At 73.4% G+C, this 26,114-nt stretch carries 26 protein-coding genes and 1 pseudogene; 11 read left to right on the top strand and 16 right to left on the bottom strand.

Annotated elements, in window-relative coordinates; genetic code table 11:
- Positions 1-19: 19 nt before the first annotated feature.
- Positions 20-553, bottom strand: coding sequence for a GNAT family N-acetyltransferase (locus IEY61_RS17145; protein ID WP_229705989.1), 534 nt, complete (start codon positions 551-553; stop codon positions 20-22).
- A gap of 68 nt (positions 554-621) precedes the next feature.
- Between IEY61_RS17145 and rnhA the strand changes: the two genes are divergently transcribed.
- Complete coding sequence (gene rnhA / locus IEY61_RS17140) at positions 622-1,098, top strand: ribonuclease HI (protein WP_189045475.1); 477 nt, start codon at positions 622-624, stop codon at positions 1,096-1,098.
- A gap of 44 nt (positions 1,099-1,142) precedes the next feature.
- Here the strand turns inward: rnhA and IEY61_RS17135 are convergent.
- Together IEY61_RS17135 and IEY61_RS17130 are read right to left on the bottom strand one after the other, a co-directional pair.
- Positions 1,143-1,285: pseudogene (locus tag IEY61_RS17135) on the bottom strand (DUF397 domain-containing protein); the annotation flags it as partial.
- Between the two features lie 54 nt (positions 1,286-1,339).
- Positions 1,340-2,194, bottom strand: a complete 855-nt coding sequence (locus IEY61_RS17130; RefSeq protein ID WP_229705988.1) for a pentapeptide repeat-containing protein — start codon at positions 2,192-2,194, stop codon at positions 1,340-1,342.
- 137 nt (positions 2,195-2,331) lie between these two features.
- Between IEY61_RS17130 and IEY61_RS17125 the strand changes: the two genes are divergently transcribed.
- On the top strand, positions 2,332-3,750 hold the full coding sequence (locus IEY61_RS17125) for an RtcB family protein (RefSeq protein WP_189045473.1): 1,419 nt from the start codon (positions 2,332-2,334) through the stop codon (positions 3,748-3,750).
- Positions 3,751-3,759: 9 nt separating this feature from the next.
- Here IEY61_RS17125 and IEY61_RS17120 read toward each other — a convergent pair whose 3' ends face one another.
- Positions 3,760-4,188 carry an archease gene (locus IEY61_RS17120; protein WP_189045471.1) on the bottom strand — a complete coding sequence of 143 codons (429 nt, stop codon included), beginning with the start codon at positions 4,186-4,188 and terminating at the stop codon, positions 3,760-3,762.
- A gap of 138 nt (positions 4,189-4,326) precedes the next feature.
- Complete coding sequence (locus tag IEY61_RS17115; RefSeq protein WP_189045469.1) at positions 4,327-6,054, bottom strand: LLM class flavin-dependent oxidoreductase; 1,728 nt, start codon at positions 6,052-6,054, stop codon at positions 4,327-4,329.
- A 110-nt stretch (positions 6,055-6,164) separates the two neighbouring features.
- On the opposite strand from IEY61_RS17115, the gene IEY61_RS17110 reads away from it, so the two are divergent.
- Together IEY61_RS17110 and ygiD are read left to right on the top strand one after the other, a co-directional pair.
- Positions 6,165-6,698: a MarR family winged helix-turn-helix transcriptional regulator gene (locus IEY61_RS17110; protein ID WP_189045467.1), complete on the top strand. Its 534-nt coding sequence runs from the start codon at positions 6,165-6,167 to the stop codon at positions 6,696-6,698.
- 199 nt (positions 6,699-6,897) lie between these two features.
- Positions 6,898-7,767, top strand: coding sequence for a 4,5-DOPA-extradiol-dioxygenase (gene ygiD, locus IEY61_RS17105; RefSeq protein ID WP_229705987.1), 870 nt, complete (start codon positions 6,898-6,900; stop codon positions 7,765-7,767).
- On the opposite strand, the gene IEY61_RS31265 is transcribed toward ygiD, so the two are convergent.
- Genes IEY61_RS31265 through IEY61_RS17095 form a run of 3 tightly spaced genes read right to left on the bottom strand, consistent with a single transcriptional unit; the run spans position 7,753 to position 8,764 of the window.
- Positions 7,753-8,226: a B3/B4 domain-containing protein gene (locus tag IEY61_RS31265; RefSeq protein ID WP_268240657.1), complete on the bottom strand. Its 474-nt coding sequence runs from the start codon at positions 8,224-8,226 to the stop codon at positions 7,753-7,755. The genes ygiD and IEY61_RS31265 overlap by 15 nt on opposite strands.
- A 15-nt stretch (positions 8,227-8,241) precedes the next feature.
- On the bottom strand, positions 8,242-8,472 hold the full coding sequence (locus IEY61_RS31260) for a hypothetical protein (protein WP_229705985.1): 231 nt from the start codon (positions 8,470-8,472) through the stop codon (positions 8,242-8,244).
- Between the two features lie 10 nt (positions 8,473-8,482).
- Positions 8,483-8,764, bottom strand: coding sequence for a LysE family translocator (locus IEY61_RS17095; protein WP_189045464.1), 282 nt, complete (start codon positions 8,762-8,764; stop codon positions 8,483-8,485).
- Positions 8,765-8,788: 24 nt separating this feature from the next.
- On the opposite strand from IEY61_RS17095, the gene pdxR reads away from it, so the two are divergent.
- Entirely contained in the window at positions 8,789-10,363 is a 1,575-nt protein-coding gene (pdxR, locus tag IEY61_RS17090; protein WP_189045462.1) for a MocR-like pyridoxine biosynthesis transcription factor PdxR, read from the top strand.
- A gap of 36 nt (positions 10,364-10,399) precedes the next feature.
- On the opposite strand, the gene IEY61_RS31825 is transcribed toward pdxR, so the two are convergent.
- The 4 genes from IEY61_RS31825 to IEY61_RS17070 are packed head-to-tail and all read right to left on the bottom strand — an operon-like array spanning position 10,400 to position 16,387.
- On the bottom strand, positions 10,400-12,766 hold the full coding sequence (locus tag IEY61_RS31825; protein WP_189045460.1) for a tetratricopeptide repeat protein: 2,367 nt from the start codon (positions 12,764-12,766) through the stop codon (positions 10,400-10,402).
- Positions 12,763-14,523 (bottom strand): ABC transporter permease subunit, encoded by a 1,761-nt coding sequence (locus IEY61_RS17080; protein WP_189045458.1) that lies wholly within the window; start codon positions 14,521-14,523, stop codon positions 12,763-12,765. Before IEY61_RS17080 ends, IEY61_RS31825 begins: the two co-directional genes overlap by 4 nt.
- Positions 14,520-15,800 (bottom strand): ABC transporter substrate-binding protein, encoded by a 1,281-nt coding sequence (locus IEY61_RS17075; protein WP_189045456.1) that lies wholly within the window; start codon positions 15,798-15,800, stop codon positions 14,520-14,522. The genes IEY61_RS17080 and IEY61_RS17075 overlap by 4 nt, the downstream gene beginning before the upstream one ends.
- Positions 15,797-16,387 (bottom strand): ATP-binding cassette domain-containing protein, encoded by a 591-nt coding sequence (locus tag IEY61_RS17070; RefSeq protein ID WP_189045454.1) that lies wholly within the window; start codon positions 16,385-16,387, stop codon positions 15,797-15,799. Before IEY61_RS17070 ends, IEY61_RS17075 begins: the two co-directional genes overlap by 4 nt.
- A 333-nt stretch (positions 16,388-16,720) precedes the next feature.
- On the opposite strand from IEY61_RS17070, the gene IEY61_RS17065 reads away from it, so the two are divergent.
- The 4 genes from IEY61_RS17065 to IEY61_RS17050 all read left to right on the top strand — a co-directional run bounded on the left by IEY61_RS17065 (position 16,721) and on the right by IEY61_RS17050 (position 20,570).
- Positions 16,721-17,806, top strand: a complete 1,086-nt coding sequence (locus tag IEY61_RS17065; protein WP_189045452.1) for an S-(hydroxymethyl)mycothiol dehydrogenase — start codon at positions 16,721-16,723, stop codon at positions 17,804-17,806.
- Positions 17,806-18,435 carry an MBL fold metallo-hydrolase gene (locus IEY61_RS17060; RefSeq protein ID WP_189045450.1) on the top strand — a complete coding sequence of 210 codons (630 nt, stop codon included), beginning with the start codon at positions 17,806-17,808 and terminating at the stop codon, positions 18,433-18,435. The genes IEY61_RS17065 and IEY61_RS17060 overlap by 1 nt, the downstream gene beginning before the upstream one ends.
- Positions 18,414-19,526, top strand: a complete 1,113-nt coding sequence (locus tag IEY61_RS17055) for a DUF3626 domain-containing protein (protein WP_229705984.1) — start codon at positions 18,414-18,416, stop codon at positions 19,524-19,526. The genes IEY61_RS17060 and IEY61_RS17055 overlap by 22 nt, the downstream gene beginning before the upstream one ends.
- A gap of 291 nt (positions 19,527-19,817) precedes the next feature.
- Positions 19,818-20,570 carry a hypothetical protein gene (locus IEY61_RS17050; RefSeq protein WP_189045448.1) on the top strand — a complete coding sequence of 251 codons (753 nt, stop codon included), beginning with the start codon at positions 19,818-19,820 and terminating at the stop codon, positions 20,568-20,570.
- Positions 20,571-20,655: 85 nt separating this feature from the next.
- On the opposite strand, the gene IEY61_RS17045 is transcribed toward IEY61_RS17050, so the two are convergent.
- Together IEY61_RS17045 and IEY61_RS17040 are read right to left on the bottom strand one after the other, a co-directional pair.
- Positions 20,656-22,119 carry an MFS transporter gene (locus tag IEY61_RS17045; RefSeq protein WP_189045446.1) on the bottom strand — a complete coding sequence of 488 codons (1,464 nt, stop codon included), beginning with the start codon at positions 22,117-22,119 and terminating at the stop codon, positions 20,656-20,658.
- A 67-nt stretch (positions 22,120-22,186) separates the two neighbouring features.
- A complete protein-coding gene (locus IEY61_RS17040; RefSeq protein WP_189045444.1) occupies positions 22,187-22,423 on the bottom strand; it encodes a hypothetical protein in 237 nt (78 codons plus the stop codon).
- Between the two features lie 137 nt (positions 22,424-22,560).
- On the opposite strand from IEY61_RS17040, the gene IEY61_RS17035 reads away from it, so the two are divergent.
- Both IEY61_RS17035 and IEY61_RS17030 read left to right on the top strand, forming a co-directional pair.
- Entirely contained in the window at positions 22,561-23,739 is a 1,179-nt protein-coding gene (locus tag IEY61_RS17035; protein ID WP_189045442.1) for a geranylgeranyl reductase family protein, read from the top strand.
- A 145-nt stretch (positions 23,740-23,884) separates the two neighbouring features.
- Positions 23,885-24,787 carry an SDR family oxidoreductase gene (locus tag IEY61_RS17030; protein WP_189045440.1) on the top strand — a complete coding sequence of 301 codons (903 nt, stop codon included), beginning with the start codon at positions 23,885-23,887 and terminating at the stop codon, positions 24,785-24,787.
- Between the two features lie 40 nt (positions 24,788-24,827).
- Here IEY61_RS17030 and IEY61_RS17025 read toward each other — a convergent pair whose 3' ends face one another.
- Positions 24,828-25,487 (bottom strand): nucleotidyl transferase AbiEii/AbiGii toxin family protein, encoded by a 660-nt coding sequence (locus tag IEY61_RS17025; protein WP_229705983.1) that lies wholly within the window; start codon positions 25,485-25,487, stop codon positions 24,828-24,830.
- The gene (locus IEY61_RS17020; protein WP_189045438.1) at positions 25,484-25,825 is read right to left on the bottom strand and encodes a hypothetical protein; all 342 of its coding nucleotides are present in this window, start codon (positions 25,823-25,825) and stop codon (positions 25,484-25,486) included. Before IEY61_RS17020 ends, IEY61_RS17025 begins: the two co-directional genes overlap by 4 nt.
- Positions 25,826-26,114 lie beyond the last annotated feature (289 nt).

Here is a 26,114-nt window from a genome sequence, read left to right as displayed (position 1 = left end):
GCGGTGGCAGGTGAACGCGTCAGACCGGCTGCTGGATGTCGAACCGGTCGGGTGCCTCGGCCGCCAAGGCGTGCAGGGGTTCCCCGTCCAGCCGCAGCACGTCGATCTCGTCGACGGTGCGGGCCTGCAACCGCCGGTAGAAGCGCAGGGCCGGATCGTTGGTGTGCATCACCCACCACTCGAGCCGGCCACCGCCACGGCGTACGGCCAGCCCCGCCAGGTGGGCCAGCAGGGCTCGGCCGACGCCTGCGCCCCGGTGCTCCGGCCGGACGTACAGATCATCCAGGTGGATGCCGGTCCGACCGACCACCGTGCTGTAGGTCGGGTAGTACAGCGCGAAGCCGATCGGCTCATCGTCGATGGTGGCCACCATGGCCTCGGCGACCGGACGCGACCCGAACAGGGCCGGCATCAGATCGGCCGGCTCGGCGGTCACCTCGCCGGGAAACTCCTCGGCCACGGTCAGCTCCACGATGAACCGGTGCAGGACCTCGATGTCGGCCGGCTCGGCCGGACGGATCACCAACTGCCCGAGGGCGACGGATTCGCTCACCCGGCCGACTTTAACCACCGGCGGGCCCGTACGCGTGCCCGTGCGGGCGGCTTCGGTAGGTTTGCCGCATGACGGACGAGGCCCCCGGCCGGGTGGTGCAGATCTGGACCGACGGTGCGTGCAGCGGAAACCCGGGACCGGGCGGCTGGGGCGCGGTGCTGCGCTACGGCTCGCACGAGCGGGAGCTGTGCGGTGGCGAGGCCACCCCGACCACCAACAACCGGATGGAGCTGACCGCCGCCATCGAGGCCCTGGAGAGCCTCACCCGGCCGGTCACCGTCGAACTGCACACCGACAGCACGTACGTGCGCAACGGCATCACCAGCTGGCTGGCCTCCTGGAAGCGCAACGGCTGGCTGACCGCGGCGAAGCAGCCGGTGAAGAACGCCGACCTGTGGCAGCGGTTGGAGGCGGCCTGCGCCCGGCACCGGATCACCTGGCTCTGGGTGAAGGGGCACAACGGCCACCCCGAGAACGAACGCGCCGACACGTTGGCCAACCGGGGCATGACCGAGGCGCGCGCCGCCACACCGGCCAGCCGCTAGCAGAAGCGCCCGCACGGGTACGGGCGAGTAAGTGTCTGCGCCGGTCAGGCTCGCTCGGCGACGTGGGCGATGAACGCTCGCCAGCGGCCGGGGCGAAGGTCAGCGCCGCGCCGCTCGAGTCCTTGCTGTCCCGGACGCCGACGACACCCGGCAGGTTGGCAGCGACCTCTACGCAGTCGCCGCCGTTGCACCATCGGTTCACCGACTGGGTTCCGGTTGGGGCGACGGCGTGCACCGTGATTCAGCGGCGTCGCGCTCGGAGTGTGGCCGCCGCTGTCCAGTGCGTCGGGCGGCGCAGCGCCGCCGGCAGGCGGGTGGACCGGTCGCCGCGAGCGGCGTCGACCTGCGACTGGTGCAGGAACAGGGCGCCGGACAGGTCGGCCCCGCGCAGGTTCGCCCCGCGGAGGTCGGCGCCGGTGAGGTCGGCCCGGGTCAGGTCCACGCCGCGCAGGTCGGCCCCGACCAGCAGCGCCCCGCGCAGGTTGGCCCCGCGCAGGTCGGCGCGGCGCAGGTCACGGCCGACCAGACTCGCGCCGCGATGGTCGGCGCCGGCGCCGCCCCGGGCGCGGGCCAGATCGCCGGTACGCGACAACAGCGCGTTGACCTCCCGGCGGTGCGCGTCGACGTCGAGCGCGAGCAACTGCTGCGGGCTGCCCGAGGCCAGCCGATCGGTCTCGGCGAGCGCGGTGACCAACTGCTCGCGCAGCGCTGCCGGCGGGCTCAGCGCGACCGCCTCGGTCAGATACCAGAGCAACTCGTGCAGCGGACGCATCACCGCGAACACGTCGAACATCTGCCCGGCGGTCTGCGGCGCGCTCCGCCAGTCCCGCCCGCCGAAGGTCTGCTGGGCGACCCGCTGACCCGCGCCGAAGCAGTCGAAGACGGTGCAGCCGGGGAAGCCACGATCGCGCAGCTCGGCGTGGATGCCGCAGCCGAAGTCGGCGCGCAGGTTGCGGCACGGCTGACCGGCTGGCTTGTCGAGCGCGAAGTCGGCCGACGCGGCGAAGGCGGGCGCGACGCAGCAGAGCCCGAAGCACCTGCCGCAGTCGGCCCGTAGCTCGCTGCTCACCCTGTTCCGTTCCCCCGCCTCGGTCACCCCTGACACGGTACCCACCGTGTCCGACCACGCCCCGCGCACCCGCACGATCGAGGGCCACGATCGCGCCCGTCGTCCGCCACGCCAGACGCCTCAACGACAGGTGTAGCGCCCACGAGGGTGGGTAGCCGCGCGGGATGGAGTTGGTCGAGGAGTCGCCGTACCGGTTCCGGATCGACCGGCGTGACCCGATGCGGGTGCCGGGGGTGATCTTCGCGTCCCGGTCGCTGCTGCCCGACGCCGGGGCGGACCGGTCGCTGGACCAGGTCGCCAACGTCGCCACCCTGCCGGGCATCGTCGACGCCTCGTACGCCATGCCGGACGTGCACTGGGGCTACGGCTTCCCGATCGGCGGGGTGGCCGCCACCGACATCGAGGCCGGCGGGGTCGTCTCGCCGGGCGGCGTCGGCTTCGACATCTCCTGCGGGGTCCGGCTGCTCACCGCCGACCTGGACCGCGACGAACTGCGCCCGCGCCTGGACGCGGTGATGGACGGGCTGAGCGAGGCCACCCCGCGCGGCATGGGCAAGGGCGCGGTGTGGCACCTGACCGGCCGCGACGAACTCGACGCGGTGCTGCGCGGCGGCTCCCGGTACGCCGTGGAGCGCGGCTTCGGCGTCGAGCGGGACCTGCACCGCTGCGAGGACTACGGCGCGGTGGACGACGCCGACCCGGCCCAGGTCAGCGAGCGGGCGATCGAGCGCGGCGCGCGCCAGGTCGGCAGCCTCGGTTCCGGCAACCACTTCCTGGAGGTCCAGGCGGTCGAGCAGGTGTACGACGAACCGGTGGCCGAGGCGTTCGGGCTGCGCCCCGGCCAGGTCTGCGTGATGATCCACTGCGGGTCGCGCGGGCTCGGCCACCAGATCTGCACCGACCATGTGCGGGCCATGGAGAAGGTGATGGGCCGGCACGGCATCCACGTACCGGACCGGCAGCTCGCCTGCGCCCCGGTCAGCTCGCATGAGGGGCGGGCCTACCTGGGCGCGATGGCCGCCGCCGCGAACTACGCGCGGGCCAACCGCCAGCTGCTCGCCCACGCGGCCGGCCAGATCTTCGAGCGGCAGACCGGGCGGCGGCTCGACCTGGTCTACGACATCTCGCACAACCTCGCCAAGATCGAAGACCATGCGGTGGACGGCGGGACGCGCCGACTGTGCGTACACCGCAAGGGCGCCACCCGCGCACTGCCACCCGGCCACCCCGACCTGCCCGAGGAGCTGCGCGCCGCCGGCCAGCCGGTGCTCATTCCGGGCTCGATGGGCACCGGGTCGTACGTGCTGACCGGCGTGGCCGGGGCGCCCGCGTGGGCCTCCACCTGCCACGGCGCGGGCCGGGTGCAGAGCCGTAAGCAGGCCGTCGTGGCCGGGCGCGGCGCGGACCCGCGCGCCCAGTTGGAAGCGCAGGACATCGCGGTACGCGGGGCGTCCCGGCGCGGGCTGGCCGAGGAGATGCCGGCGGCGTACAAGGACATCTCGGCGGTGGTCGAGGCCGCCGAGGGGGCCGGCCTGTGCCGGAAGGTGGCCCGGCTGGTGCCGCTCGGTGTGGTCAAGGGTTGACGGGACGCCTCATACGTCCAGCGTCACCGTGCACGACCAGCCCGTACCGTCGCCGCTGAAGCGCAGCTCGTGCAGGGAGACCGCCTTCGGCACCGCGCCGGTGAGTTCCACCTCGGCGGTGCCCGTGGTGCGCCAGCGCACCAGCAGGCCGCCGGCGCCGTCGTCGGTCACCTCGGTGGTCAGCGGCAGCTCGTCCGCCGTCTCCATTCGGAAGATCACTTCGTCGAGTACGCCCACCAGCAGGTCGTCGTCGGCGGCGGGCGGCGCGTGGAACTCCCGTTCGGCATTCGGCGAGGCGCCGGCCGGGTCGGTGAACGACTCGACCAGCGCCGCGACCGCCTCGGCCACGCAGCCCTCGCGGTCCGGTGCCCACGCCTCGATCCGTACGTCGGCGGTGTGCGGCACGCACCGGTGCCCCCGTTCGACTCGTGGCTCCATTCCTCGATGATGCCTGTCCGCTACCCCGGATCGTCCGCGCTCCCGTGACACGACCGCCTTGATCGTTGGCACCTCAGCGGCACGACACGCCGGTGCTGCGGCAGCTGAGGTGCCAACGATCGCCACGTCGGGCGGCGGTCAGTACATGCCCAGCCGGGCGATCGGCTCGACCAGTTCGCGTTCCTCGTACGCAAGGTGCGACAGCAGCGTGTCGCTGAGCAGGTCGACCGCGGCGCGTAGCTCGGCCATCCCGTCCGGTGTGGCGACGAACGCGACCAGCGCCCGGTCCACGCCCTCCAGCACGTCGTGGATGGCGTGGTGTTCCTCGACCAGCCGGTCGATGACCGGCTTGAGTCGAGGGTCGGAGCGGCGCAGGTGCGGGAAGAGCGAGCGGTCCTCGATGGTGTGGTGGGTGGTCACCACCCGGCAGTACGACTCGCAGTAGGTGCCCAACGTCCACTTGTTCTGCCGCATCGTCATCGTGTTGATGTGCGACCGGGCGGCACCCACGTCGATCAGACCGGCGGCTACCTGTTCGATCAGGTCGTGGATCTGGGCCAGTTCGGCACGTAGCCCGTCGTGCACGTCGATCAGGTGTTGCGCGCCGGCCTGCTCGTGCGCCGTGTAGGTGCGCTCCGGGTCCGGGGCCGGCCCGGCGGGGCGCTCCGACTCGTCCCACACCCGCACCTCGCTGCGGCGGATGCCGTCGTCGGGCGTCGGCACCACTGCGAACGGCGCCGTCCCGCCGCCGGCCCGACGCGCCGCCGGCCGCCCGGCACCCCCCGGCGGCGTTCCCGTCCCGCCGCCCGCCCGAGTCCCCGTCACGCCTCCCGAGGTGGGACCGGCCGCGTCAGCTGAGGCGGGACCGGCCGCGTCAGCTGAGGCGGGATCGGTCGCGCCGGGATCGGTCGAGGCGGGACTGGCCGTGCCGGTCGGGGTGGGAGCGGCCGGGTCGGTGGGGGTGCCGGGCCTGCGCGAGGAGCGCTCGGCGGCGACGAGTTCCCGGGTGGCCGGGGCCACCTCGGCGGCGAAGCGCCGCAGGTCGTCGGGGTTGTCGCTGCCGAGGATGAAGGTGCTGATCCCCTCGGTCAGGGCCAGGTCGGCGAGTTCCTCGGCCCACTGTTCGGCCGGCCCGTCGAGCTGGCCGCGGCCGACCGCCGAGAAGCGTCCGTTGATGTTGAGCAGCCGGCGTACGTCGGCCGGGGAGCGTCCCGCCCCGGTGGCGGCCTCGTCGATGATCACGTTGCCCTTCGCCAGGTCGCCGGGTTTCAGGTAGGCCAGCGAGGGCAGCCAACCGTCGGCCCGGCGCCCGGTCAGCGCGAGCATGCGCGGCTTGTAGGCGCCCAGCCAGATGCCGACGTCGTGGGCGGGGGCCGGGCCGCGCTTGGCGCCGACCGCCCGGTGGAACTCGCCGTCGACCCGGACGCCGCCGTGGGCGTCGGCGTCCCAGATCTGGCGGACGATCTCGATCGCCTCCTCCAGAGCCCGCACCCCCTGACCGGGGGAGAGGCGTCGCCCGCCCATCGCCTCGATGGCGTCCCAGAACGCACCGGCGCCCAGGCCCAGCTCGATCCGGCCGCCGCTGAGCAGGTCGAGGCTGGCGACGCTGCGGGCCAGCACGGCGGGTGGGCGCAGCGGCAGGTTGGTCACGTTCGCGGCCAGGCGTACCCGTTCGGTGCGTGCGGCGACGAAGCTCAACAACGTCCAGGTGTCCAGGAACGCGGACTGGTAGGGGTGGTCCTGAAAGGTGACCAGGTCGAGCCCGACCTGCTCGGAGAGCATGGCGAGGCCGACCGGTCGCGCCGGGTCGGCGTTGCCGGGCGTCAGGAACGATCCGAAGGTCAGGGGGTGCCCGTAGTCGCTCATCTCGGCCTTCCTTCCGGTGGCGCGGCGTCGATCACCACACACCAGAGATGTTATGTCGGGCAGAACATCTTTGCCCAATAAAATCTGTGACCCTGCGCTAATCTTTGGGGATGACCGGCCCCCAGGGCGACGAGCCCCGTCCCGACCCGATCAACGACGACCTCGGGTGGATGCTCGGCGTCGCCTTCCGGGCCTATGTCCGCGCCGCCGAGCACGCCGTCGGGGAGCTGCCCGGCGGGCCGCGCGGCTACCACGTGCTCACCGCCGCCGACCGGGAGCCACCCCGCAACCAGGGCGCGATCGCCGAGGAGTTGGGCATCGACCGCACCGTCCTGACGTACCTGATCGACGACCTGGAGCAGGCCGGGCTGGTAGTGCGCCGACCTGACCCGGCGGACCGGCGCAGCCGCCTGGTCACCCTCACCGGCGCCGGCCGCGACGCCGCGCGTCGTCGCCGCGACACCTTGCGTACGGTCGAATCCCGCTTGCTTCAGCCCCTCACCCCGCAGCAGGACGCGACACTGCGCGACCTGCTGCGGCGGGTGGCCTGCGCGGCGCAGGCGTTCGACCCGCTCACCGACCTGTGCGTGGCGGTGGAGGCTGCGACCGAGCCGCCGCCGGCCGGCCGGGCCGCCCGCACCTGACCAGGCCCAGCGCAACGAGCGCGGTCTGGCCAGCGTCAACGGCTGGTTCACCGAGACGATCCCCGGCTACCGCCACCTCGCTCCCGGCGACGCTGTCTGACCCGCCACCGGGCCCGAGGCCGAACGCCGCGACGGTACGCCGGACACCGCGCGCCGGGTCGTCTACGCTCAGGCCACCCGCCCGGTCAGGAGGCGCACCATGAGCAGCGATGCGACGTCCACGCGGATGCCGGCCGTGTTCTTCGGCCACGGCAGCCCGATGAACGCGCTGGAACTCAACCGGTACACGTCCGCGTGGCGGGCCTTCGGACAGTCGGTCCCGCGGCCCCGGGCGATCCTGGTGGTGTCGGCCCACTGGTACATCGGTGCCACTGCGGTCACCGCCATGCCCCGACCGAAGACCATCCACGACTTCTACGGCTTCCCGCAGGAGTTGTTCGACGTGCGGTACCCGGCGCCGGGCCTGCCCGAGCTGGCCGAGGAGGTCAGCGACGTCGTCCACCCGACCTGGGTGGGCGCGGACATCGACTCCTGGGGCATCGACCACGGCACCTGGTCGGTGCTGGTGCACGCCTTTCCCGAGGCGGACATCCCCGTCGTCCAACTGAGCATCAACGCCTTCAAGGGGCTGGACTACCACCTGGAGCTGGGCGCGAAGCTCGCGCCGCTGCGCGAGCGTGGGGTGCTCGTGGTGGCCAGCGGCAACGTGGTGCACAACCTCGGTGGCGTCAACCCTCGGATGGTCGACCAGGGGTTCGACTGGGCGCAGCGCTTCGACGAGGCGGCGAAGGAGGTCATGCTCGGCGAGCCGACCGAGGCGGCCGCCCTGGACGCCCACCGCGACTTCGGCAGTGCTGTGCCGACGCCGGACCACTTCATCCCGCTGCTCTACCTGGCCGGCCTGGCCGGAGCCGACGGCGGGGGGACGAACGTGCTGGTGGACGGGTACGCCTACGGGTCGGTGTCGATGACCGCCTACACGCTGGGCCGCCCCGGTCACCCCACGGAGCCGCTGGCCGGGGCGCCCACGCTGCCCGACGGTGTACCCGCCGACTCAGCCAACATCTGAGCCGGCGGCGACGTCGACGCGGAAGCCGGGGGCGGCCGGGGTCAGCAGAGTGGTACGCGTCGACGCGCCCCAACCCCGGTCCAGCTCCTCGGCGAGCGTGTCCAGCAGGCGGGGCGCGTCCCGCGCCGCCGAGTCGTGCATCGCCTCCACCACCACCAGGACGGTGGAGGTGTCCTCGCGTACCGCCGACCAGCCGCTCTGCCGGTTGGTCCAGCGCCGGGCATGGGCCCGGCCCAGCGGGTCGGCGAAGATCACCTCTGCCGGGTCGGGCTGCTCCTCGACGCCGCCGAGAGTCAGGTAGCGCTCGTCGCCCTGGGCGTGCCGAACCTCGATGCCGCCGCCGCAGCGGGCCACGTCGAGGATCCCGACCGGGATGGCGTACGCGGCCGAGACCGCGTTGCCGAGATCCACCAGCGGGTGCACCCGGGGCAGGTCACCACTGGTCCGCAGCCGGCGCAGCAGCGATTCCGCCGCTCAGCGGTACTTCGTCGGGGCCAGCCCCATCCGGGTGAACGCCCGCCGCCACGCCTGGATCTCCGGAAAGCCCGCCTCGGTGCCCCCGGCGAGCCGCTGCCGCGCCCGCCCGAGCAGGTCGGCCAATGGCAGTTCGGCCCGTGGCTCGCCGTGGACACCCTCGGCGTACAGCACGCCGGCGACCAGCGTCGGATGCTCCGCCCGAACCTGGGTCGAGTGCTGGAAGTACACGGTTTCTCCCTCATGCTTGGGCGCGGGCCAGCAGCAGGCCGAGCGCCAGGAACGAGCCGGCGAAGCACCGACGCAGCCAGCCGGCCACCCGGGGGCGGTCGAGGACGTGTCGGCGTACGGCGGCGGCGCCGAGGCCGTAGCCGACGAAGACGACCAGTGTGGTCGCCGTGAACACCGCCCCCAGCCCGAGCATCCGGCCCAGGGCGCCCGGGCTGTCCGGCTGGACGAACTGCGGCAGGAACGCGACGAAGAAGATCGTCAACTTCGGGTTGAGCAGGTTCATCAGCACCATCGAGCCTGCCCCCACAATGGTTCGATGAGCAGTGCCAAACCAAGCTCTCCCCACAGGTCCATAGCGGAAAGGAAGGGCCCCCTGTTAACGCCTCGCGTAGTAGAAGGGCCCCTTCTTAACGCCGGGTCGGACTTCCTGCACCTGGACATCGGCCAGGCGCCGCGCGGTGGCCGGGCCGCCTGGCTGGCCGATCGGCTGCGGCGGGCGATCGCCGAGCGGGTCGTGCCGGTCGGCGCCCGGCTGCCCGCCACCCGGGTGCTCGCCGCCGATCTCGGCGTATCCCGGGGCGTGGTGGTGGAGGCGTACCAGCGGCTGATGGAGGAGGGGCAGGTGGCCGGCCGCGGCCGCGCCGGGACCGTGGTGGTGGCCGCCCCGATCCCGGCGCCGGCCCGGTCGCCGGATACCGGGCCGCGACCCCCCTCGGCCGGGGTGGGAAGAGGCGCCACCGGCGCGGCGACCCGTACGGCGGACCCCGCCGACCTGTTCCCGTCGGCACCCGGCCCGGACATCTTCGACGCGCTGCGCACCGCCCCGGCGCGGATCGACCTGACGCCCGGCGTACCCGACCTCGCGGCGTTTCCCCGCGCGGCCTGGCTGCGCGCCGAGCGGGCCGTGCTGGGGCGGCTGGCGGCGCCGGACCTGGGCTACGGCGATCCGTGCGGTACGCCCATCCTGCGCCGGGCCGTCGCCGGATGGCTGGCCCGCAACCGGGGGATCGGCGCCGACCCGGCCGAGGTGATCATCACGAACGGGGTGTCGCAGGCCCTCGGTCTGCTCGCCCAGGCACTGGCCGCCGGCGGCGTCACCGCCCTCGGCGTGGAGGACCCCGGCTCCCTCGGCGTCCGGCAGCACCTCGACAACTGGCGGCTGGAAACCGTGCCGATCCCCGTCGACGCCGCCGGGCTGCGCGTGGACGAACTGGCCGCCAGAAACCTCCCCGCGGTGATGCTCACCCCCGCGCACCAGTTCCCGACCGGGGTGGTGCTCGACGGCGCGCGGCGCCGCCAACTCGCCAGCTGGGCCCGCGCCGGCGGCCTGGTCATCGAGGACGACTACGACGCCGAGCACCGCTACGACCGCCCGCCGGTGCCCGCGCTGCGGGCCACCCTGCCCGAGCAGGTCTGCTACGCCGGCAGCGTGTCGAAGCTGCTCGCCCCGGCGCTGCGGATCGGCTGGCTGCTGGTGCCGCGGCGGTACCGGGACGCCGTGGTGGCCGCGAAACGAAACGCCGATCTGGGCAACGCGGTCCTGCCGCAACTGGTCCTCGCCGAGCTGATCACCTCCGGGGCGCTGGAGCGGCACCTGCGGCTGCTGCGCCGACGGCACGTACAACGCCGCGACGCGATGATCGCCGCGCTGGGCCGGCACCTGCCGGGCGCCACCGTGCACGGGGCGGCGGCCGGGCTGCACCTGACGGTCACCCTGGCCGGCGAGGTGACGGACACGGAGCTGGCGGCGGCGGCCCTGGCGCGTGGGGTGAAGGTGCAGCCGCTGTCCTGGCACTGCCGGCGGCCGTACCCGCCCGGCCTGGTTCTCGGCTACGCGGCCAACACCCCGTCCCTGATCGCGGAGGGCATCGAGCTCCTCGCCACCGGCTGAGACACCGGCAGGCACGGCCGGGACGACGGCCACGGATCACGCCGAGTGGGGCTCGTCGGCCAGCCGGGCATCCGCGGCCTGCTGGCCGTCGCCGTCACCGGCCGCCTCGCAGATCGTCGCCGCGTCCACCCAGTGCCGCCGGGCCTCGTCGTCGTCGCCGAGGGCCGCCGCCGCGTCGCCCAGGTGCAGCAGGGTACGGCCCAACCCGGCGTTCGGACGCCCCTGCTCGCGCAGCCGGCGGCTCTCGGCGAGCAGCCCGTACGCCTGACGGGACTGGCCCGGCGCTACCGCGAGCAGGGCCGCTCCCGCGTTGAGTAGCGCGGTCGCTCGATGCGTGGGATCGGTGACGGTCTCGTACTCGCGCAGCGCCGCCTGCCACGCCTGCCCGGCGTCGAGATGCTCGCCGAGCGCGGAGTACACCAGCACGAGGTTGGTCAGCGCCGCCGCGTAGCCACGTACATCGCCGAGCGGGCGGAACCGGTCCGCCGCTCGGACCAGCAGGTCTTTCGCGCTGTCCAGCTCACCGCGGGCCAGTCGGGCGGCCCCCAACGCCAGGTCGCTCAGGGCGTTACCGGCCCGGTCGGCACGCGCGCGGTGCCGGCGGGACAGTTCCAACTGCTCCACCGCCTCGTCGAGGCGACCGAGGTCGAGCAGGGCCAGACCGAGGTTCATCCGCGCCTGGGCGGTGCCCCGTCGGCCCCGACCCGCCACGGCGAGGCTGAGCGCGGCCACCGCGCCGTGCGGGTCGTGGCGCCGACGGCGCAGCACGCCCAGCTCGTTGTGCGCCCAGCCGGCGATCTCCGGCCGGTCCTGTGCGGTGGGGTTGGCCAGTACCGTCTGGCAGACCTCCTCCCACTCGTCCAACCGTTCGGCGTGCGCGAGCCAGCCGCACAGCGCCACGGCCAGCCGGAACCACCAGTCCCGCACCCGGCGCGGCAGCGTCTCCACCGCACCGGCCGGCACCTTCACCACCGCCATCAGCAGTTCCTGGTGCAGGTCGAACCAGCTGTACGGATCGTCGTCGAAGAGTCGGCGGTCGCGATCGATGACGCCGGCCACCGCCAGCGCGGCCACGTGCCGCTCGGCCCCCCGGGCCAGGTGCCGGGTCAGCCGGGCCTGCGCGCTCACCCGGTGTCGCACCGGCTCGGCCTCGCGCAGGTGCATCCGCGCGTACCCGGCGAGCAGCGGCCGCACCTCGTACCGGTCGCCGGGGGCGCCGACGACGAACGACCCGTCGGCCAACTCGTCGAGCAGCGCGGCGACCCGGTCCGGGCGACGGCGGGCCAGCGCGGCGATGGTCGGCCGGTCCAGCGGCACCGAACTCAGCGACAACAGCCGCCACAGGCGTCGGGCCTCGCCGCCGAGCGCGTGGTACGCGGTGTCCCGGGCGGTGACCAGCTCGGTCACCGGGGAGCCGGCGATCCGCTGGTGCGGCGGCGTGCCGGCGGCCCGGCGCAGGGAGTGCAGCACGTCGGAGTGCCGCCAGCCGTGTTGCGCGGTCCGCCGCCCCAACTCGGTGACGGTACGCGGCTGCCGCCCGCACAACTCGACGATGGCGCGGACGGCCGGATCGGTACGCGGATCGGGACGGTGTGGGCGGGCCACCGGTGTGGCCGCCCCGGCGGCGGCGAACATCTCCACCGCGTCGTCGGCCTCGGGTTCGAGCAGCGAGTGCGCGGCCACCCCGTCGAGGTCGGCGAGCCGGCGGGTGCCGGCCAGCAGCAGCCGGCAGGTGCGTGCGGTCGGCGGCAGCAGCGGCCGGACCTGAGCCAGGCTGTCCACGTTGTCCAGTACCAGCAGCACCTTCCGGCCGTCGAGCTGGCCGCGCAGCTCGTCCGCGGCCTCGGCGAGGTCGTCCGCCCGGCCGGAGCGCGGTGGCTTGGTGCCCAGGCGGCGGGCCAGCTCCGACAGGACCTCCCGGGGCGAGCGGGCCCGACCGTCGCGGCGCAGGTCGAGGTAGTGCTGCCCGTCGCGGAAGTCGTCGCGGCACAGGTTCGCCGCCTGCCTGGCGCACGACGAGGTGCCCACGCCACGCCGGCCGACCACCGCCACCGCATGTTCCGGGGCCAGCCGCTCCACCACGGCCTCCGCCTGCCCACCCCGGCCGGTGTACCAGGCCGGCCAGGGCAGCGTGGGCGCGTTGCTGCCCGCCGGGGCCAGACTCTCCTCGTCGGCCAGCTGCCCGCGTTGCCGGCGCCGCCACTCCACGACGAACGACGCGGTGATCCCGAGGACCGCCAGACCCACGCTCGCCGACCCGAGGACGGCGACGGAGAGCTCGGAGAGCAGATTGCCGGTGATGTTGCCGAGCAGGGCGCTGACCCCCGCGCCCGCGACCCCGCCGACGGCGAGCAGCAGGCTCACCAGCCGGGGCCGGCGGTCGCTGCGCTGCGCCGGGCTCACCGCACGCCCCCGGCCACCAGCCCCGCGACGATCTGCCGGCGGGCCAGCACCACCAGCACCACGGGCAGGACCGAGGCGAGCACGGAACCCGCGGCGAGGGTTCCGCTGCCGGTGACGAACTCGCGGGTCTGGCCCTGCAGGAACAGCCCGAGCGGCGCCGCCGGTGCGCTGAACAGCAGGCCGACCACCAGATCGTTCCAGACCTGCACGAACTCCAGCACGGCCACCGCCAGGAGCGCGCGGTGGTTGTGCTGGACCAGCAGCCGCAGCATGCCCAACCAGTGCCGTCCGCTCAGCCGGGCGGCGCGGACCTGGTCGGCGGGCAGATCGGCGAAGGCGTTGCGCAGCACCAGCACGGCGAACGGCACACCCAGCGCGACGTGCACCAACGCGAGGCCCCGGACCGTACCGGAGGAGAACGCCATACCCAGCACCTCGTGGATGGGTCCGGCGATGACCTGCACCGGGACGACCGCCGCCGCCAGCAACGCCAGCCCGGTGGCCAGGGCGGGCGGCCCGGTCAACCAGGCCAACGGGTACGCGGCGAGCACCGCGACGAGCAGCACCGCGACGGTGACCACCGTGGCCAGCACCAACGTGAAGCGGAAACTGCGCCACAGCTCCGGGTTGTCCAGCACGGCCGCGTACGACCCGATCGTCGGTGTGCGGGACCACCAGGCCTCGACGGCCGCCCGGTCGGGATGCTGCAGCGAGGTGAACACCAGCGCCGCCAGGGGAAGCAGCCAGGCCACGGCCGCGCCGGCGGCGAACAACCGGACCAGCCGGCGCGGCGGCGGCGCGACCGGGGCGGGGCCGGCCGGCTGCCAGGGCAGCGGCCACGCCTGCCGGATGAACAGGGCCGCGCCCAGCATGCCGACGGTGACCGCGACCAGCCAGATGACGCCGAGGGCGGCACCCTCGCCGGTGGTGGTCGCACCCGAGGTCTGCCAGATCCGCAGCGCGAGCACGGCCGCCTCGTCGCGCACCGAGCCGGGCGTCATCACCAGGATCAGGTCGAAGGTCCGGCTGGTGCCGACCGCGACCAGGGCGAAGACCACCGCGACGGTACGCAGCAGCAGGGGCCGCCACTGCGCGTCCCAGAGCACGTCACGGCGACTGCCGCCGAAGGCGCGTACCGCGTCGGCGAGGTCGGCCGGCACGGTGTCGAGCGCGGCCCGGAACACCAGCATGGCCAGCCCGGCCCAGGCCCACACGAACGCCGACATCACGGCCACGGTGACCAGTTCCGGCCCGAGCAGCTGCGGCACCTGCTCCGGTGCCCGCCCGGTGAGCCGGGCCAGCACCAGGGTCGCCAGCCCACGCTCCGGGTCCGGATCGTAGAACAGCCGGAAGGTCACCCCGGTGACCACCAGTGGCAGCGCGATCGGCACCACCAGGACGAGCCGGACCAGCCATCCCTCCTGGGACCGCCGCGAGGCCACCGCGAGCAGGTAGCCCAACACGGTGACCGCGGCGGGCACCAGCAGCGCCCACAGCACGGTACGCAGCACCACCGCACCGGTGCCATCGGCGGCGAAGGCGGCACGGTAGTGTTCGGCGCCCACCCAGCGGCCGTCGGTGGTGACGCTGGCCTGCACCGTACGCAGCACGGGCCAGGCCAGCAGCCCGCCGAGCAGCAGCACCGCCGGCGCCAGCAGCGCCCAGGTCGCGCCCTCCGCGGGGTACGCCCGGCCGCGCCGGGGTGCCCCGACATCGTCGAGAACCGCCAGCTCGCCGAGGAGCGGCACCCGGCTCACCGTCGGCTCCTCGCGGCCCGGGCCGCCGCGGCGAGCGCCCGGGTGGTCCGGCTGACCGCGTACCGGGCGGCGGTCCCGTCGGTGACGTCCATGAAGAAGTCCTGCATGATCCGCCAGATCCCCACCCCGTCGGTGCCGGTGAACGTCCCGGGCAGCCGGTCGGAGAGGTCGAACTGCACCGTCTCGGCGGCGCGCAGTTCCTCGGCCAGCCTGCGGCGCAGCGGATCGCGGTGGCTCTCCACCGGCACGTCGAGGTTGGGGGAGAGGTAGCCGCCCGCCTCCAGCCACGGCCCGAACGCCGTCCGGTTGCTGAGCCAGTGCACCAGCTCCACCCCGCCGGCCGACCCGGCGAACGCCACCGCCACGTCGCCGCCGACGACGAGCGGCTTGTCGGCATGGCGGGCGCCGGGGAAGCGGAAGGTGCTCAGCGGCTCGTTGCCGCGCCGGAAGCGGGCGGCGGCGGCGTCGACGAAGTCGGCCTCGAACACCATCACCGCGGTGCGGTGATGCACCACCTGGATGACCGACTCCTCGAACTGGGTGAGCAGCGCCCGCCGGCCGCCATCGGGGAAGGCGCCGTCGACGCTCCACAGCTCGGCGAGCCGGTCGAGGGCGTATCGCACCGGCTGGCCCTGCCAGTCGGCCTCGCCGCGGGCCAGCGCGTCGTACACCTCGGCGCCGGCGACGTCGAGGAGGGCGTTCTCGAACCAGTCGGTGAGCACCCACCCGTCGGCGGCGCCGATCGCCAGCGGCGCCGGGCCGCCGTCGGCCCGGTGCCGCGCGGCGAGCCGGCGGGTCTGGCTGACCAGTTGGTCCCAGGTCTTCGGCGGCTCGTCCAGCAGGGACGGGAAGTGCCAGAACAGCGACTTGTGCGCCGCCTTGATCCACACTCCGTAGCGCCGCCCGTCGACGGTGAGCAGGTCGGCCAGACCGGCCGGCGGGGCGTAACCGGTGGTGGGGGTCACCGGGCTCAGCCAGCCCCGCTCGGCGTACTCGACGACCAGACCCGGGCGGGACAGGACCGCCACGTCCGGGCTGGTTCCGGCCGACTGCCGGGCGGTCAGGAACGAGTCGATGTCGTTACCCACCCCGATCACCCGCACCGGCGCCGGGAAATTGGCGACGACCGCGCGGAACCTGGCCAGTTCGTCACCGTTCCAGACCACGGCCGCCTGCACCGACGACGCGTCTCGGGCGCAGCCTGCGGCCACGGCGGTGGTCCCGGCCGCGGCGGCGCGCAGCAGGGTACGGCGGCGCAGCCGGCCGAGCGCCGTCATGGACCCACCTCGCCGCCGACCTCGCCCCGGAACCGCCGGGGCGCCTCGGCGAGCACCACATCGTCGGCCGAGCAGAGCAGCACCGCCAGGCCGGGGGTCTTGGGCAGGGCGAGCCGGTCGATCAGTTCGGCGAGGTGGATGCCGTCGAGCGCGGCGGGCAGGTCGACCACCAGCACCTCGGGCAGGCAGGCCATGGCGCGGGCCAGGGCCACCCGGAACCGCTGCGCGTCGGAGAGCAGATGCGGGCGCAGGCCGAGCGCCGGAGCGAGTTCGAGCCGCTGGATCAGGGCTCTCGCCCAGTCGTCGGCGACCTCGCGGACCCGCTGTTGCCGGCACTGCCCGTAGGTGATGTTGCGGGCGACGGTCAGGTGGGGCAGCAGGGCGCCACCGGCCGGGACGTAACCGGTCCGCCGACGCAGCGGCGGCAGGTCGGTGACGTCGCGGTCGCCGACCAGAACCCGGCCGGCGACCGGCGCGGCGAGCCCGACCACCACCCGCGCCACGGCGGTGCCCAGCCAGGGCGGGGCGACCAGCGCCACCATCGCGCCGGCGGGTACGTCGATGTCGAGCGGCGGGAGGTCCGGCACGGCAACGAGCTGATGCGTGCGTAACGTGACCATCACCTCCGCTGACCACGGTCGTCGATCTCAGGGTGTCACAGTCCGACCACCCACGGCCTCCCGTCCGCAGTCCATGATGGACGTCGACACCTGCCGGCTACGGTAGCGGCCGGGCTCATGGCGCACGTGCCCGCGGCCGGCCACCCGGTCTGCGGGGTGCGTGATGCCCCGCGACCAGGACCGGATGAGCCGGGAATCCGTGCCGAATCCGCCCCGGTGGCGGTAGTTTCGCCAGCGGGAACGATCGTCGACGAGGCCGAGCAGTCCCGGCGTGCCGCGTCGGCACGAGGAGGAGGAAGCGTGAGTCAGCAGGTCAGGGGCGTCATCTCGCGCCGCAAGGGTGCACCCGTCGAGGTCACCGAGATCGTGGTGCCCGATCCCGGGCCCGGTGAGGCGGTGGTACGCGTACAGTCCTGCGGGGTCTGCCACACCGACCTGCACTACCGGGAGGGCGGCATCAGCGACGACTACCCGTTCCTGCTCGGTCACGAGGCGGCCGGCATCGTCGAGCAGGTCGGCGAGGGCGTCGACGCCGTCGCACCCGGCGACTTCGTGGTGCTCAACTGGCGGGCCGTCTGCGGGGTCTGCCGCGCCTGCCGGCGCGGTCGCCCCTGGTACTGCTTCGCCACCCACAACGCCGCCCGCAAGATGACCCTCACCGACGGCACCGAACTCTCCCCGGCGCTGGGCATCGGCGCGTTCGCCGAGAAGACCCTGGTGCACGCCGGCCAGTGCACCAAGGTCGACCCCGCCGCCCGGCCGGCCGCCGTCGGCCTGCTGGGCTGCGGGGTGATGGCGGGCCTCGGCGCGGCGATGAACACCGGCGGGGTGACCCGCGGCGACTCGGTGGCGGTGATCGGCTGCGGCGGCGTCGGTGACGCGGCGGTGGCCGGCGCGGCGCTGGCCGGCGCGACGACGATCATCGCGGTGGACACCGACTCCCGCAAGCTCGACTGGGCCCGCAAGTTCGGCGCCACCCACACCGTCAACGCCTCCGACACCGACCCGGTGGCCGAGATCCAGGCGGCCACCGGCGGATTCGGCGCCGACGTGGTGATCGACGCGGTCGGCCGACCGGAAACCTGGAAACAGGCGTTCTACGCCCGCGACCTGGCCGGCACCGTCGTGCTGGTCGGCGTACCCACCCCGGAGATGCGTGTCGAGCTGCCCCTGCTCGACGTTTTCGGCCGCGGCGGCTCGCTGAAGTCCAGCTGGTACGGCGACTGCCTGCCCAGCCGCGACTTCCCGATGCTCACCGAGCTCTACCTCCAGGGCCGCCTGGACCTGGACGCCTTCGTCACCGAGGAGATCCCGCTGGACGGGGTGGAGGAGGCCTTCGCCCGGATGCACCGCGGCGATGTGCTGCGTTCGGTGGTGGTCTTCTGATGGCCGCCCGGATCGACCACGCCGTCACCTCCGGCACCTTCTCCCTGGACGGGCAGACCTTCGACGTCGACAACAACGTCTGGGTGGTCGGCGACGACACCGAGTGCGTCGTGATCGACGCCCCGCACGACGTGGACGCCATCCTCGAGGTGGTGGCCGGCCGTCGGGTCACCGCGATCGTCGCCACCCACGCCCACGACGACCACGTCCGGGTCGCCCCCCAACTGTCCCGCGCCACCGGCGCGCCGGTGCTGCTGCACCCCGCCGACCGGGTGCTGTGGGACATGGTGCACCCCGACGAGCCGCCGGGCGGGCAACTGCACCACGGTGACACGATCGAGGTGGGCGGCATCGCGCTGCACCTGCTGCACACCCCCGGGCACAGCCCCGGCGCGTGCTGCCTGCACGCCCCCGCGCTCGACGTCGTCTTCACCGGCGACACCCTGTTCGCCGGCGGGCCGGGCGCCACCGGCCGGTCGTACAGCGACTTCGGCACCATCATCGGCTCGATCCGGGACCGACTGCTCACCCTGCCACCGCAGACCGTCGTGCACACCGGGCACGGCGACAGCACCACCATCGGCGCCGAGGCGCCGCACCTGCCGCAGTGGTTGGCGCGGGGCCACTGACCCACGCGGCACGGCCGCCGACGCTGACCCCGGCCCAGCGCGACGCGGTGCGGCACGTCCGGGCGGTGGCGCTGCGCGAGCGGCCCACCGCTCTGGCCGTCATCGGCCGCGCCCTCGCCGGCGCCGGTGTACGCCACGACGTGGCCCAACTCGTCGGGGCTGTCGGCCGGGCCGGTCGGCTCACCCTCAACTTCCACCCCGACCGGTTGCTCGCCGACGGGCGGACGGTCGCCGAGGCGCTCGCGACCGAGGGCGTCTACCGCAGCCAGTTCGAGACCGGGATCTCCAACGGCGGCCTGAGCGCGTACCCCGGCGGCGACCGGGACCGCTGGGAACGGCGGCTGTTCGGCGGCGCGTACCAGCGTCCGGGCGTACGCCCGACGGAGCGGCCGAAGTACGGCGGGCTGAACCTGCTCGACCACCCCGACGGCGCCTGCCCCCGGTTCGGCTCCTGTCACCTGCGCCTGCGGCCCGAGGTGCTGGCCCGCACCACCTTCTGCTTCGGCGACAGCCACCTCGACCCCCGTCACGTCGGCACCCTTGACGTGATCGAGCCGGTACTGGCCGCCCTGCTCGCGGCGACCGTCGACACCGGGATCAGCCTCGGCCGACCCGGCGATCTGGTCGCCCTCACCGGCGAGCCGCTGCGCGTACGGAAGGAGATGTCCGCGGCGCTCCGGGCCGCCGGACGCGCTCTCGACGACTACATCGAGGCGCAGGTCCACGGCGAGTTGCGGATGGCCCGGGACGTGGCGGAGCTGGTGGTCGACCCCTCGTTCCGGGACACCGACACCGGGGCGCTCCTCGCCGCCACCGCCCGCCGGTACGGGTTCCCGCTGCGCTGGCACGCCGGCTTCGCCCTGCCCGTGAGTCAGGTCGACGCCGAGTTCCGGGGACCGGCCATCCCGCTGTTGGCGGCCCGGGTGCACGCCGAGTTCGCCCGGCCCGGGGAGCCGCTGCACGCCGCGCTGATCGGCCGGGCCGCCGTCTCGGTGGTGACCGACCCGGGTCGCTGGACCGTGGACACCCTTCAGCAACTCAAGCAGCTCTGGCACGTCCTGGTCCGCTTCGGTACCCCGTACGGCGGCTGATCCCCGCGGGGCCGTCGGTTCCCTGGCGGCCTCCTCCGGGCCTCCGGCCTGGTCCGGGCCCATCCGCTACCACGCGGCCACGCCCACCCGGTTTGTCGCCGATCGTCCCTGATTGCCCGAGCTGCCGAGTGAGCCGGGCCGCAGCCGCCGACCGTAGGGCTGTTTCCGGAATGCCCGACACCGCCGGTCGGTTGCAGTTCCCCGTAGCGCCGGCGTCCAAACGCCGGTGTTCCGCAGTCCCGGAGAGCGGCTCACCCCGAGCGGCTCGAGACGATCGAAAGGGCAACCATCGTGAAGCTGGACTTCACTCGATGGCTCCCGGCCATCGCGACGAACCCGAACCGGAAGACCGCGTTGAGCATCGTGGGCGTCACCGCCCTCGCCGGGCTGGCCCTCGGCCCGTCCGCCATCGCCGCACCGCTCACCAGCGGGCCCCACGAGGGTGCCGTCGCGGCGATCGACAAGGCGACCGGCCGGAGCGGCGCGGTCGAGTCAGGGCCGACCGGTGGCGGCCGGAGCGGCACGGCCGAGGACGGCCGGAGCGGCACGATCGAGTCGGGGCCGACGGGCGGCGGCCGCAGCGACCAGCCGGACACCGGCAAGCCCTCCCGCGCGAAACTTGTTCCGTACGGCGCACAGGGCGCGCAGTCGCGCATCCCGCTCGACGACGCCCAGCGCGGCAACGCCAAGAGCATCATCGAGGTGGCCAAGAAGACCGGCGTGGGTGAGCGGGGCGCGGTGATCGGCATCGCCACCGCCCTCCAGGAGTCGAAGCTGTACAACCTCGGCCATCTGGGCGCGTACAACGACCACGATTCGCAGGGCCTGTTCCAGCAGCGTCCGTCCACCGGCTGGGGCACCGTGGAGCAGATCACCGATCCCGAGTACTCCTCGACCGTCTTCTTCGAGGCCCTCAAGGGGGTCAACGGATGGCGGGAGATGCCGCTGACCGACGCAGCGCAGACGGTGCAGGTCTCGGCCTACCCGTTCCACTACGCACAGTGGGAGGAGCAGTCGGCGGACATCGTCTCCCAGCTCTGGTGACCCGACCGCCGCTCAGGCGGCGCTCGTCTGTCGTCGCGCGGCACTAGCCGGTTGTTAAGAAGGGCCCCTTCCTCTACCTCAGGCGTTAAGAAGGGGCCCTTCCTTTCACCTTCACCGGTCGGTGGCGGGCGATGTCGATGAGGGCGACGAGCAGCGCCAGCGTGATGATTCCGGCAGACACCAGCAGCGATCGCTCGAAGGCCCTCGACCAGGGGGCGCCGGCTTCGGACACGATCGAGAAGAAGATCGCCCCGACGATCGCGATGCCGGCGGCCGAGCCGATGCGCTGACCGGTCTGGAGCATTCCCGCGCCGCTGCCGGCCTGCGGCACCGGCACCTGCGACAGGGTCAGCGTCTGGTTCGGGGCGATCACCAGGCCGCTGCCGATTCCGGCGACCAGCAGGGGTACGGCGGTCACCCAGGGCACCGGGGCGTGCGGTGCCAGCTCGATGGCGAGCGCCACCAGGCCGAGCCCGGCCACCACGGTCAGCAGACCGGCCGCGACCAGCGGACGGCCGAACCGGTTGACGACCCGTCCGCCGACGGCCGAGGCCCCGGCCGAGCCGAGCGCGAACGGCGTGATCGCCAGACCGGCGACGAGCGCGCTGTAGCCGCGCCCGGTCTGCAGGTACAACGTGAAGATGAAGAAGAGCGCGGTGAAGCCGCCGAAGTAGATCAACGCGATCAGCGAGCCCAGGGCGTACGACTGCTGACGGAAGATCCGTACGTCGAACAGCGGCGATCCCTTGCGGGCGTACCGGCGCTCCCAGAGCACGAAGCCGACCAGCGTGACCAGGCCGGCGGGCAGGAGCAGCCACTTCACCGGGCCGTGCCACTGTTGCCGCTGCACCAGCGGCAGCAGCACCAGGGTCACGCCGATGCCGAGCAGCAGTACGCCGATCGGGTCCGACCGGCGTCGGACGGCCTGGCCCGGCGGCCGGTGCGGCATCAGCCGCCAGCCGAGGAGCACCGCGACGATCCCGACCGGCACGTTGACGAAGAAGACCCACCGCCAGCCGTGCTCCGGTCCACCGGCGGCGATCAGCAGGCCGCCGAGCAGCGGACCGATGGCGGTGGAGACGCCGACGGTGGCGCCGAGCAGCCCGAAGGGCCGAGCCCGTTCGGGACCCTGGAAGAGCTGCTGGATCATCCCGATCACCTGCGGATTCACCAGACCTGCGGCGACGCCCTGGAGCAGTCGGGCGACGATCAGAGCGCCGGGGGACTGGGCCAGCCCGGCCAGCGCGCTGGTCACCGTGAACAGGGCGATGCCGAACACGAACGCGTTGCGCCGCCCGTGGAGGTCACCGAAGCGTCCCGCCGGGACCAGGGCCAGCCCGAAGGTCAGCGCGTACCCGGACAGCACCCACTGCAGGTCGCTGGGACCGGCGTGCAGGGCCCGCTCCAGCGACGGGATGGCCACGTTGACGATGCTGACGTCGAGCAGCGTCATGAACGCCGCGACCAGACCGACGCCGAGTGCCCGCTGGCGCCGCCGCTCGTCGTACGGCTCGGATCCGGCTGACTCTCCCGTCCGGGCCGAACTCATCGCGTCCCCCGTAGTTCGGCGTCCTCGAGCGCTGCCCCGATGTGGGGAACCTGTCGGTGATGGCCGCTCAGGTGAGCTGCTGGGCGCAGAACCGGGGGCCGAAGTCGAGCCCGGTCATCGGCGAGTCCTCCCGGTGCAGCAGGTTCTTCTCCGTCAGCAGGTGCAGCGGGGTCTGCAGCTGCTCCTCGGTCAGGCCGCACTCCTGGGCGATCATGTCCGGGTAGGGGACCTGGCCGCGTGCCTCCAGGGCTGCCACCGCGTCGTACACCCGAGCCTCGACGTCCGACAGCTGCACCTGTTGCATGGTGTCCTCCTTCGCGCTTTCTCCGCCTGTGGCAGGCGGTCTGCGAGCGGCGCTTACCCGGTGCCCGGGCGAAGATGCTCGCCCGATCGGCTGTTGCGTCGCCCTCGTCCGGTGCCGCGCTGGCCTACCCTGCATCGGTGAGCGTCTGGGAACTCGTGGTGATCGGAGGCGGTCCGGCGGGGCTCTCCGCCGCCTGCGCCGCCGCCCGACGCGGGGTACGCACGCTGGTCGTGGAGCGCGCCGTGCACCCTCGGTACAAGACCTGCGGCGGTGGTCTCATCGGCACCTCGCTGGCGGCCCTGGCCGGGCGGATCGAGGTGCCCGCCCACGACCAGGTCGACCGGGCCACCTTCACCCTCGACGGGCGGATCCGCTTCACCCGCCGGCACAGGTCGGGCCCGCTGGTGACGATGGTGCGCCGGGAGGAGTTCGACGACCGGCTGCGGGTCGCCGCGGTGGCCGCCGGGGCCGAGGTCCGCGAGCGGGTTACGGTCCGGTCGCTGGAACAGGAGCCCGACGTGGTACGCCTGCGACTGGCCGACGGTGCACCGATCGTGGCCCGGACGGCGATCGGCGCCGACGGCTCCTCCGGGGTGAGCGCCCGGCACGTCGGGGTGCGGCATCGGCAGGTGGACCTGGGGCTGGAGGTGGAGCTGCCGGTGTCGGCGCCCGAGCAGGCCCGCTGGCGGCACCGGGTGCTGCTCGACTGGGGGCCGCTGCCCGGCTCGTACGCCTGGGTGTTCCCGAAGGGGGATCGGCTGACCGTCGGGGTGATCGCCGGTCGGGGCGAGGGGGAGCGGACCCGGGCGTACCTGCGTCGGTTCGTCGACCGGCTCGGCCTGGCCGACGTGCCGCCCACGCACGACACGGGTCACCTGACCCGCTGCCGCGCCGACGACGCGCCGCTGCGGCGGGGTCGGGTGCTGGTCGCCGGTGACGCCGCCGGCCTGCTGGAACCCTGGTCCCGCGAGGGGATCAGCTTCGCGTTGCGCTCCGGTGAGCTGGCCGGCGAGGCGGTCGCCGCCGGTGACCTGGCCGGCTACGAACGGGCGGTGGCGTACCGGCTGCTGCCGTCCATGCGGGCCGGATTCCAGTTGCTGGACGGCTTCTCCCACCGTCCGGAGATCTTTCACGCGCTGCTCGCCACGCCGGCGGGTTGGCGGGCGTTCGTCCGGTTCTGCCAGGGCAGGGCCGACTTCGCGGGGCTGCTCGCCCCGCTACCCGCCCGGGCCGCCCTCGCGCTCACCCGCCGCCTTTCCAGACGCAAGGAAGGGCCCCCTGTTAACGCCTCCGGTAGAGCAGGGGTCCCCTCTTAACACTCGCCACACACCCCGCAGTCTAATAGTCCAGGATCCTAGGATGCCTTACGCGCTGTGGCGCGCCACCGGCTGTTTCGGCTTTCATCGGCCCGGGTAGGGCCTTGCGGGACCGAATCCGACCTGCCGGACGAGGAGACGCCCCGTGAATCAGGACCAGTACACCCAGCAGGACCCGACCGAGCAGTACGGCCAGCAGTCGGGGCAGCCGAGCCAGCAGCAGGAGCCGCCGGGGCGGACGGCCAGGATGAGGCCGAAGCCGGACCACGGCGAGGAGACGTACCAGGGCAGCGGCAAGCTCGAAGGGAAGAAGGCCCTCATCACCGGCGGTGACTCCGGCATCGGCCGGGCCGTGGCGATCGCCTTCGCCCGCGAGGGTGCCGACGTGTTGATCTCCTATCTCGGTGCGGAGGAGGACGCCGACGCCCGGGAGACCGTCCGGCTGGTCGAGGCCGCCGGCCGGAAGGCGATCGCGGTGCGTGGCGACATCGCCGACGAGCGCAACTGCCAGGCGCTGATCGACCGCGCGCTGTCCGACCTCGGCGGCCTCGACATCCTGGTGAACAACGCGGCCTATCAGATGGCGCAGGAGAAGGGCATCGCCGGGATCAGCACCGAGCAGTTCGACCGGGTGTTCAAGACCAACCTGTACGCGATGTTCTGGCTCTGCAAGGCAGCGTTGCCACACTTGGAGGAGGGCTCGGCGATCATCAACACGTCGTCGATCCAAGCGTTCGACCCGTCGCCGCAGCTGCTCGACTACGCCACGACCAAGGCGGGAATCGCGAACTTCACCAAGGCGCTCGCCGCCGATCTGGTCGACCGGGGCATCCGGGTGAACGCGGTGGCGCCGGGGCCGATCTGGACGCCGTTGATCCCGGCGACCATGCCGGAGGAGAAGGTGGAGCAGTTCGGGACGGACACCCCGGTGGGCCGTCCGGGACAGCCCGCCGAGCTGGCGCCCGCGTACGTCTTCTTCGCCTCGCAGGAGTCGAGCTTCATCACCGGCGAGGTGCTCGGCGTCACCGGCGGCCGCTTCACCAAATGAGGTGTAACGAAGGGCCCCTTGTTGATGACAGGACGGCCGGTCAGCGGGGCCAGTCCGCCAGGCGGTCGCGGACCCGGGTGATGTCGGCGGGGCCGAGGCCGTATCGGGCGAAGCGGCCGTCCGGAATCCGGTCCAGGTACCGGCCGGCGGCCCGGACGTCCTCCTCGTCGATGGCAGGGTCGAGTTGGCGGGCGAGTTCCAGCAGCTCGGCCACCCGCCGATGCTCCAGCGCCGAGGCTACGTCGATGTAGTCGCGCACCTCGCGACGGTTCACCAGAGCGGCGGTCTTGTTCGCGATCAGATCCCGTACGTCCATCACCGGGCCGAGGCCCATCACCACCGGGCTGCGGTGCCGGTCGAGTCGTGCCAGGCTGAGCCGGATCTGCCGGCCGTCCCGGCTGACGACGAAATCCCGCATGTCCCGGTCGAAGCCGTCGAACAGGTCGGCGAGCTCGCTGTCCGGATCCGCGTCCGTCACCTCGAACCCGGCGATCTCCAACGCGGCCCGCACGTCGGCCGCCGCCGCGGCGGCCGCGCCCTCCACGTCGGCGAAGAGATCGACGTCCTCGGTGGGGCGGGTGACCAGGCCGTGTGCGGCCCAGGCCACCCCGCCGCCGAGGACGAAACGGTACGGTCCGGCGACGGTCAGCGCCACCCGGGCGACCTCGCGGTAGAAGTCGTGTGGATGTGACCCGCTCACGCCGACCGCAGACCCCGATGCCGGGTCTCCCACGCCAGCCGCACGCCGCGGGGCAGGTTCAGCCCTCGCCACACCCGGCGCAGTGTCCGGCCGTCGAGGAGCCGCCGCAGGTCGTCGAGGTTGGTGCTTTCCCGGAGTACGTTTTCGTACATCCAGAGCAGTTGGTCGGGATCGCTCAGGTCGAAGGTACGGTCGGGGCTCCACATCAAGCGGACCGGCAACTCGACGACCCCTCGGGTGGGCCCGCGCAGCTCGGCCAGCGACCCCGCCACCAGTGTGGGACGACCGGGCCTGGCGAGGTGCGCCACGCCCGTCGCGCTCGGGGAGAGGGCCTGCATGCTGCCAGGGTAACGCCAGTCGGTCCGCTGGCGGGCCGGCGACCTGCGCAGGGACCGCGACACAGTCGTACGCGGTGCCGATTTTGCCCCCTACAGTGCGATTCTTTCGGGGTGTCCGTCGTACGCGCCGGATGTCCGATTATCGGGTGCCGGTCGGCCTGGCGGCGGCGGAATGGTGGGTGGCTGGGGGTGGTTGAACACGGGTGAGCGACCGAGGAAGGGTGGCCCGTCGAGGCGGGTCGCGGGGCCCGGAATGATGGTGGGCCGGCGGTCGTTACACATGGTCCCG

The sequence above is a fragment of the Micromonospora sonchi genome (genome assembly GCF_014646235.1).
GTDB lineage: Bacteria > Actinomycetota > Actinomycetes > Mycobacteriales > Micromonosporaceae > Micromonospora > Micromonospora sonchi.
The sequence above is the reverse complement of the archived record's forward strand: the minus strand, read 5'-3'. Positions and strand labels throughout refer to the sequence as shown.

Excerpts from the sequence above, each read along its gene's own strand:
- rnhA (WP_189045475.1), top strand. The coding sequence starts at position 622 with ATGACGGACGAGGCCCCCGGCCGGGTGGTGCAGATCTGGACCGACGGT.
- IEY61_RS17125 (WP_189045473.1), top strand. The coding sequence starts at position 2,332 with ATGGAGTTGGTCGAGGAGTCGCCGTACCGGTTCCGGATCGACCGGCGT.
- IEY61_RS17120 (WP_189045471.1), bottom strand. The coding sequence starts at position 4,188 with ATGGAGCCACGAGTCGAACGGGGGCACCGGTGCGTGCCGCACACCGCC.
- IEY61_RS17115 (WP_189045469.1), bottom strand. The coding sequence starts at position 6,054 with ATGAGCGACTACGGGCACCCCCTGACCTTCGGATCGTTCCTGACGCCC.
- IEY61_RS17110 (WP_189045467.1), top strand. The coding sequence starts at position 6,165 with ATGACCGGCCCCCAGGGCGACGAGCCCCGTCCCGACCCGATCAACGAC.
- ygiD (WP_229705987.1), top strand. The coding sequence starts at position 6,898 with ATGAGCAGCGATGCGACGTCCACGCGGATGCCGGCCGTGTTCTTCGGC.
- IEY61_RS17095 (WP_189045464.1), bottom strand. The coding sequence starts at position 8,764 with ATGGTGCTGATGAACCTGCTCAACCCGAAGTTGACGATCTTCTTCGTC.
- pdxR (WP_189045462.1), top strand. The coding sequence starts at position 8,789 with ATGAGCAGTGCCAAACCAAGCTCTCCCCACAGGTCCATAGCGGAAAGG.
- IEY61_RS17075 (WP_189045456.1), bottom strand. The coding sequence starts at position 15,800 with ATGACGGCGCTCGGCCGGCTGCGCCGCCGTACCCTGCTGCGCGCCGCC.
- IEY61_RS17060 (WP_189045450.1), top strand. The coding sequence starts at position 17,806 with ATGGCCGCCCGGATCGACCACGCCGTCACCTCCGGCACCTTCTCCCTG.
- IEY61_RS17045 (WP_189045446.1), bottom strand. The coding sequence starts at position 22,119 with ATGAGTTCGGCCCGGACGGGAGAGTCAGCCGGATCCGAGCCGTACGAC.
- IEY61_RS17040 (WP_189045444.1), bottom strand. The coding sequence starts at position 22,423 with ATGCAACAGGTGCAGCTGTCGGACGTCGAGGCTCGGGTGTACGACGCG.
- IEY61_RS17020 (WP_189045438.1), bottom strand. The coding sequence starts at position 25,825 with ATGCAGGCCCTCTCCCCGAGCGCGACGGGCGTGGCGCACCTCGCCAGG.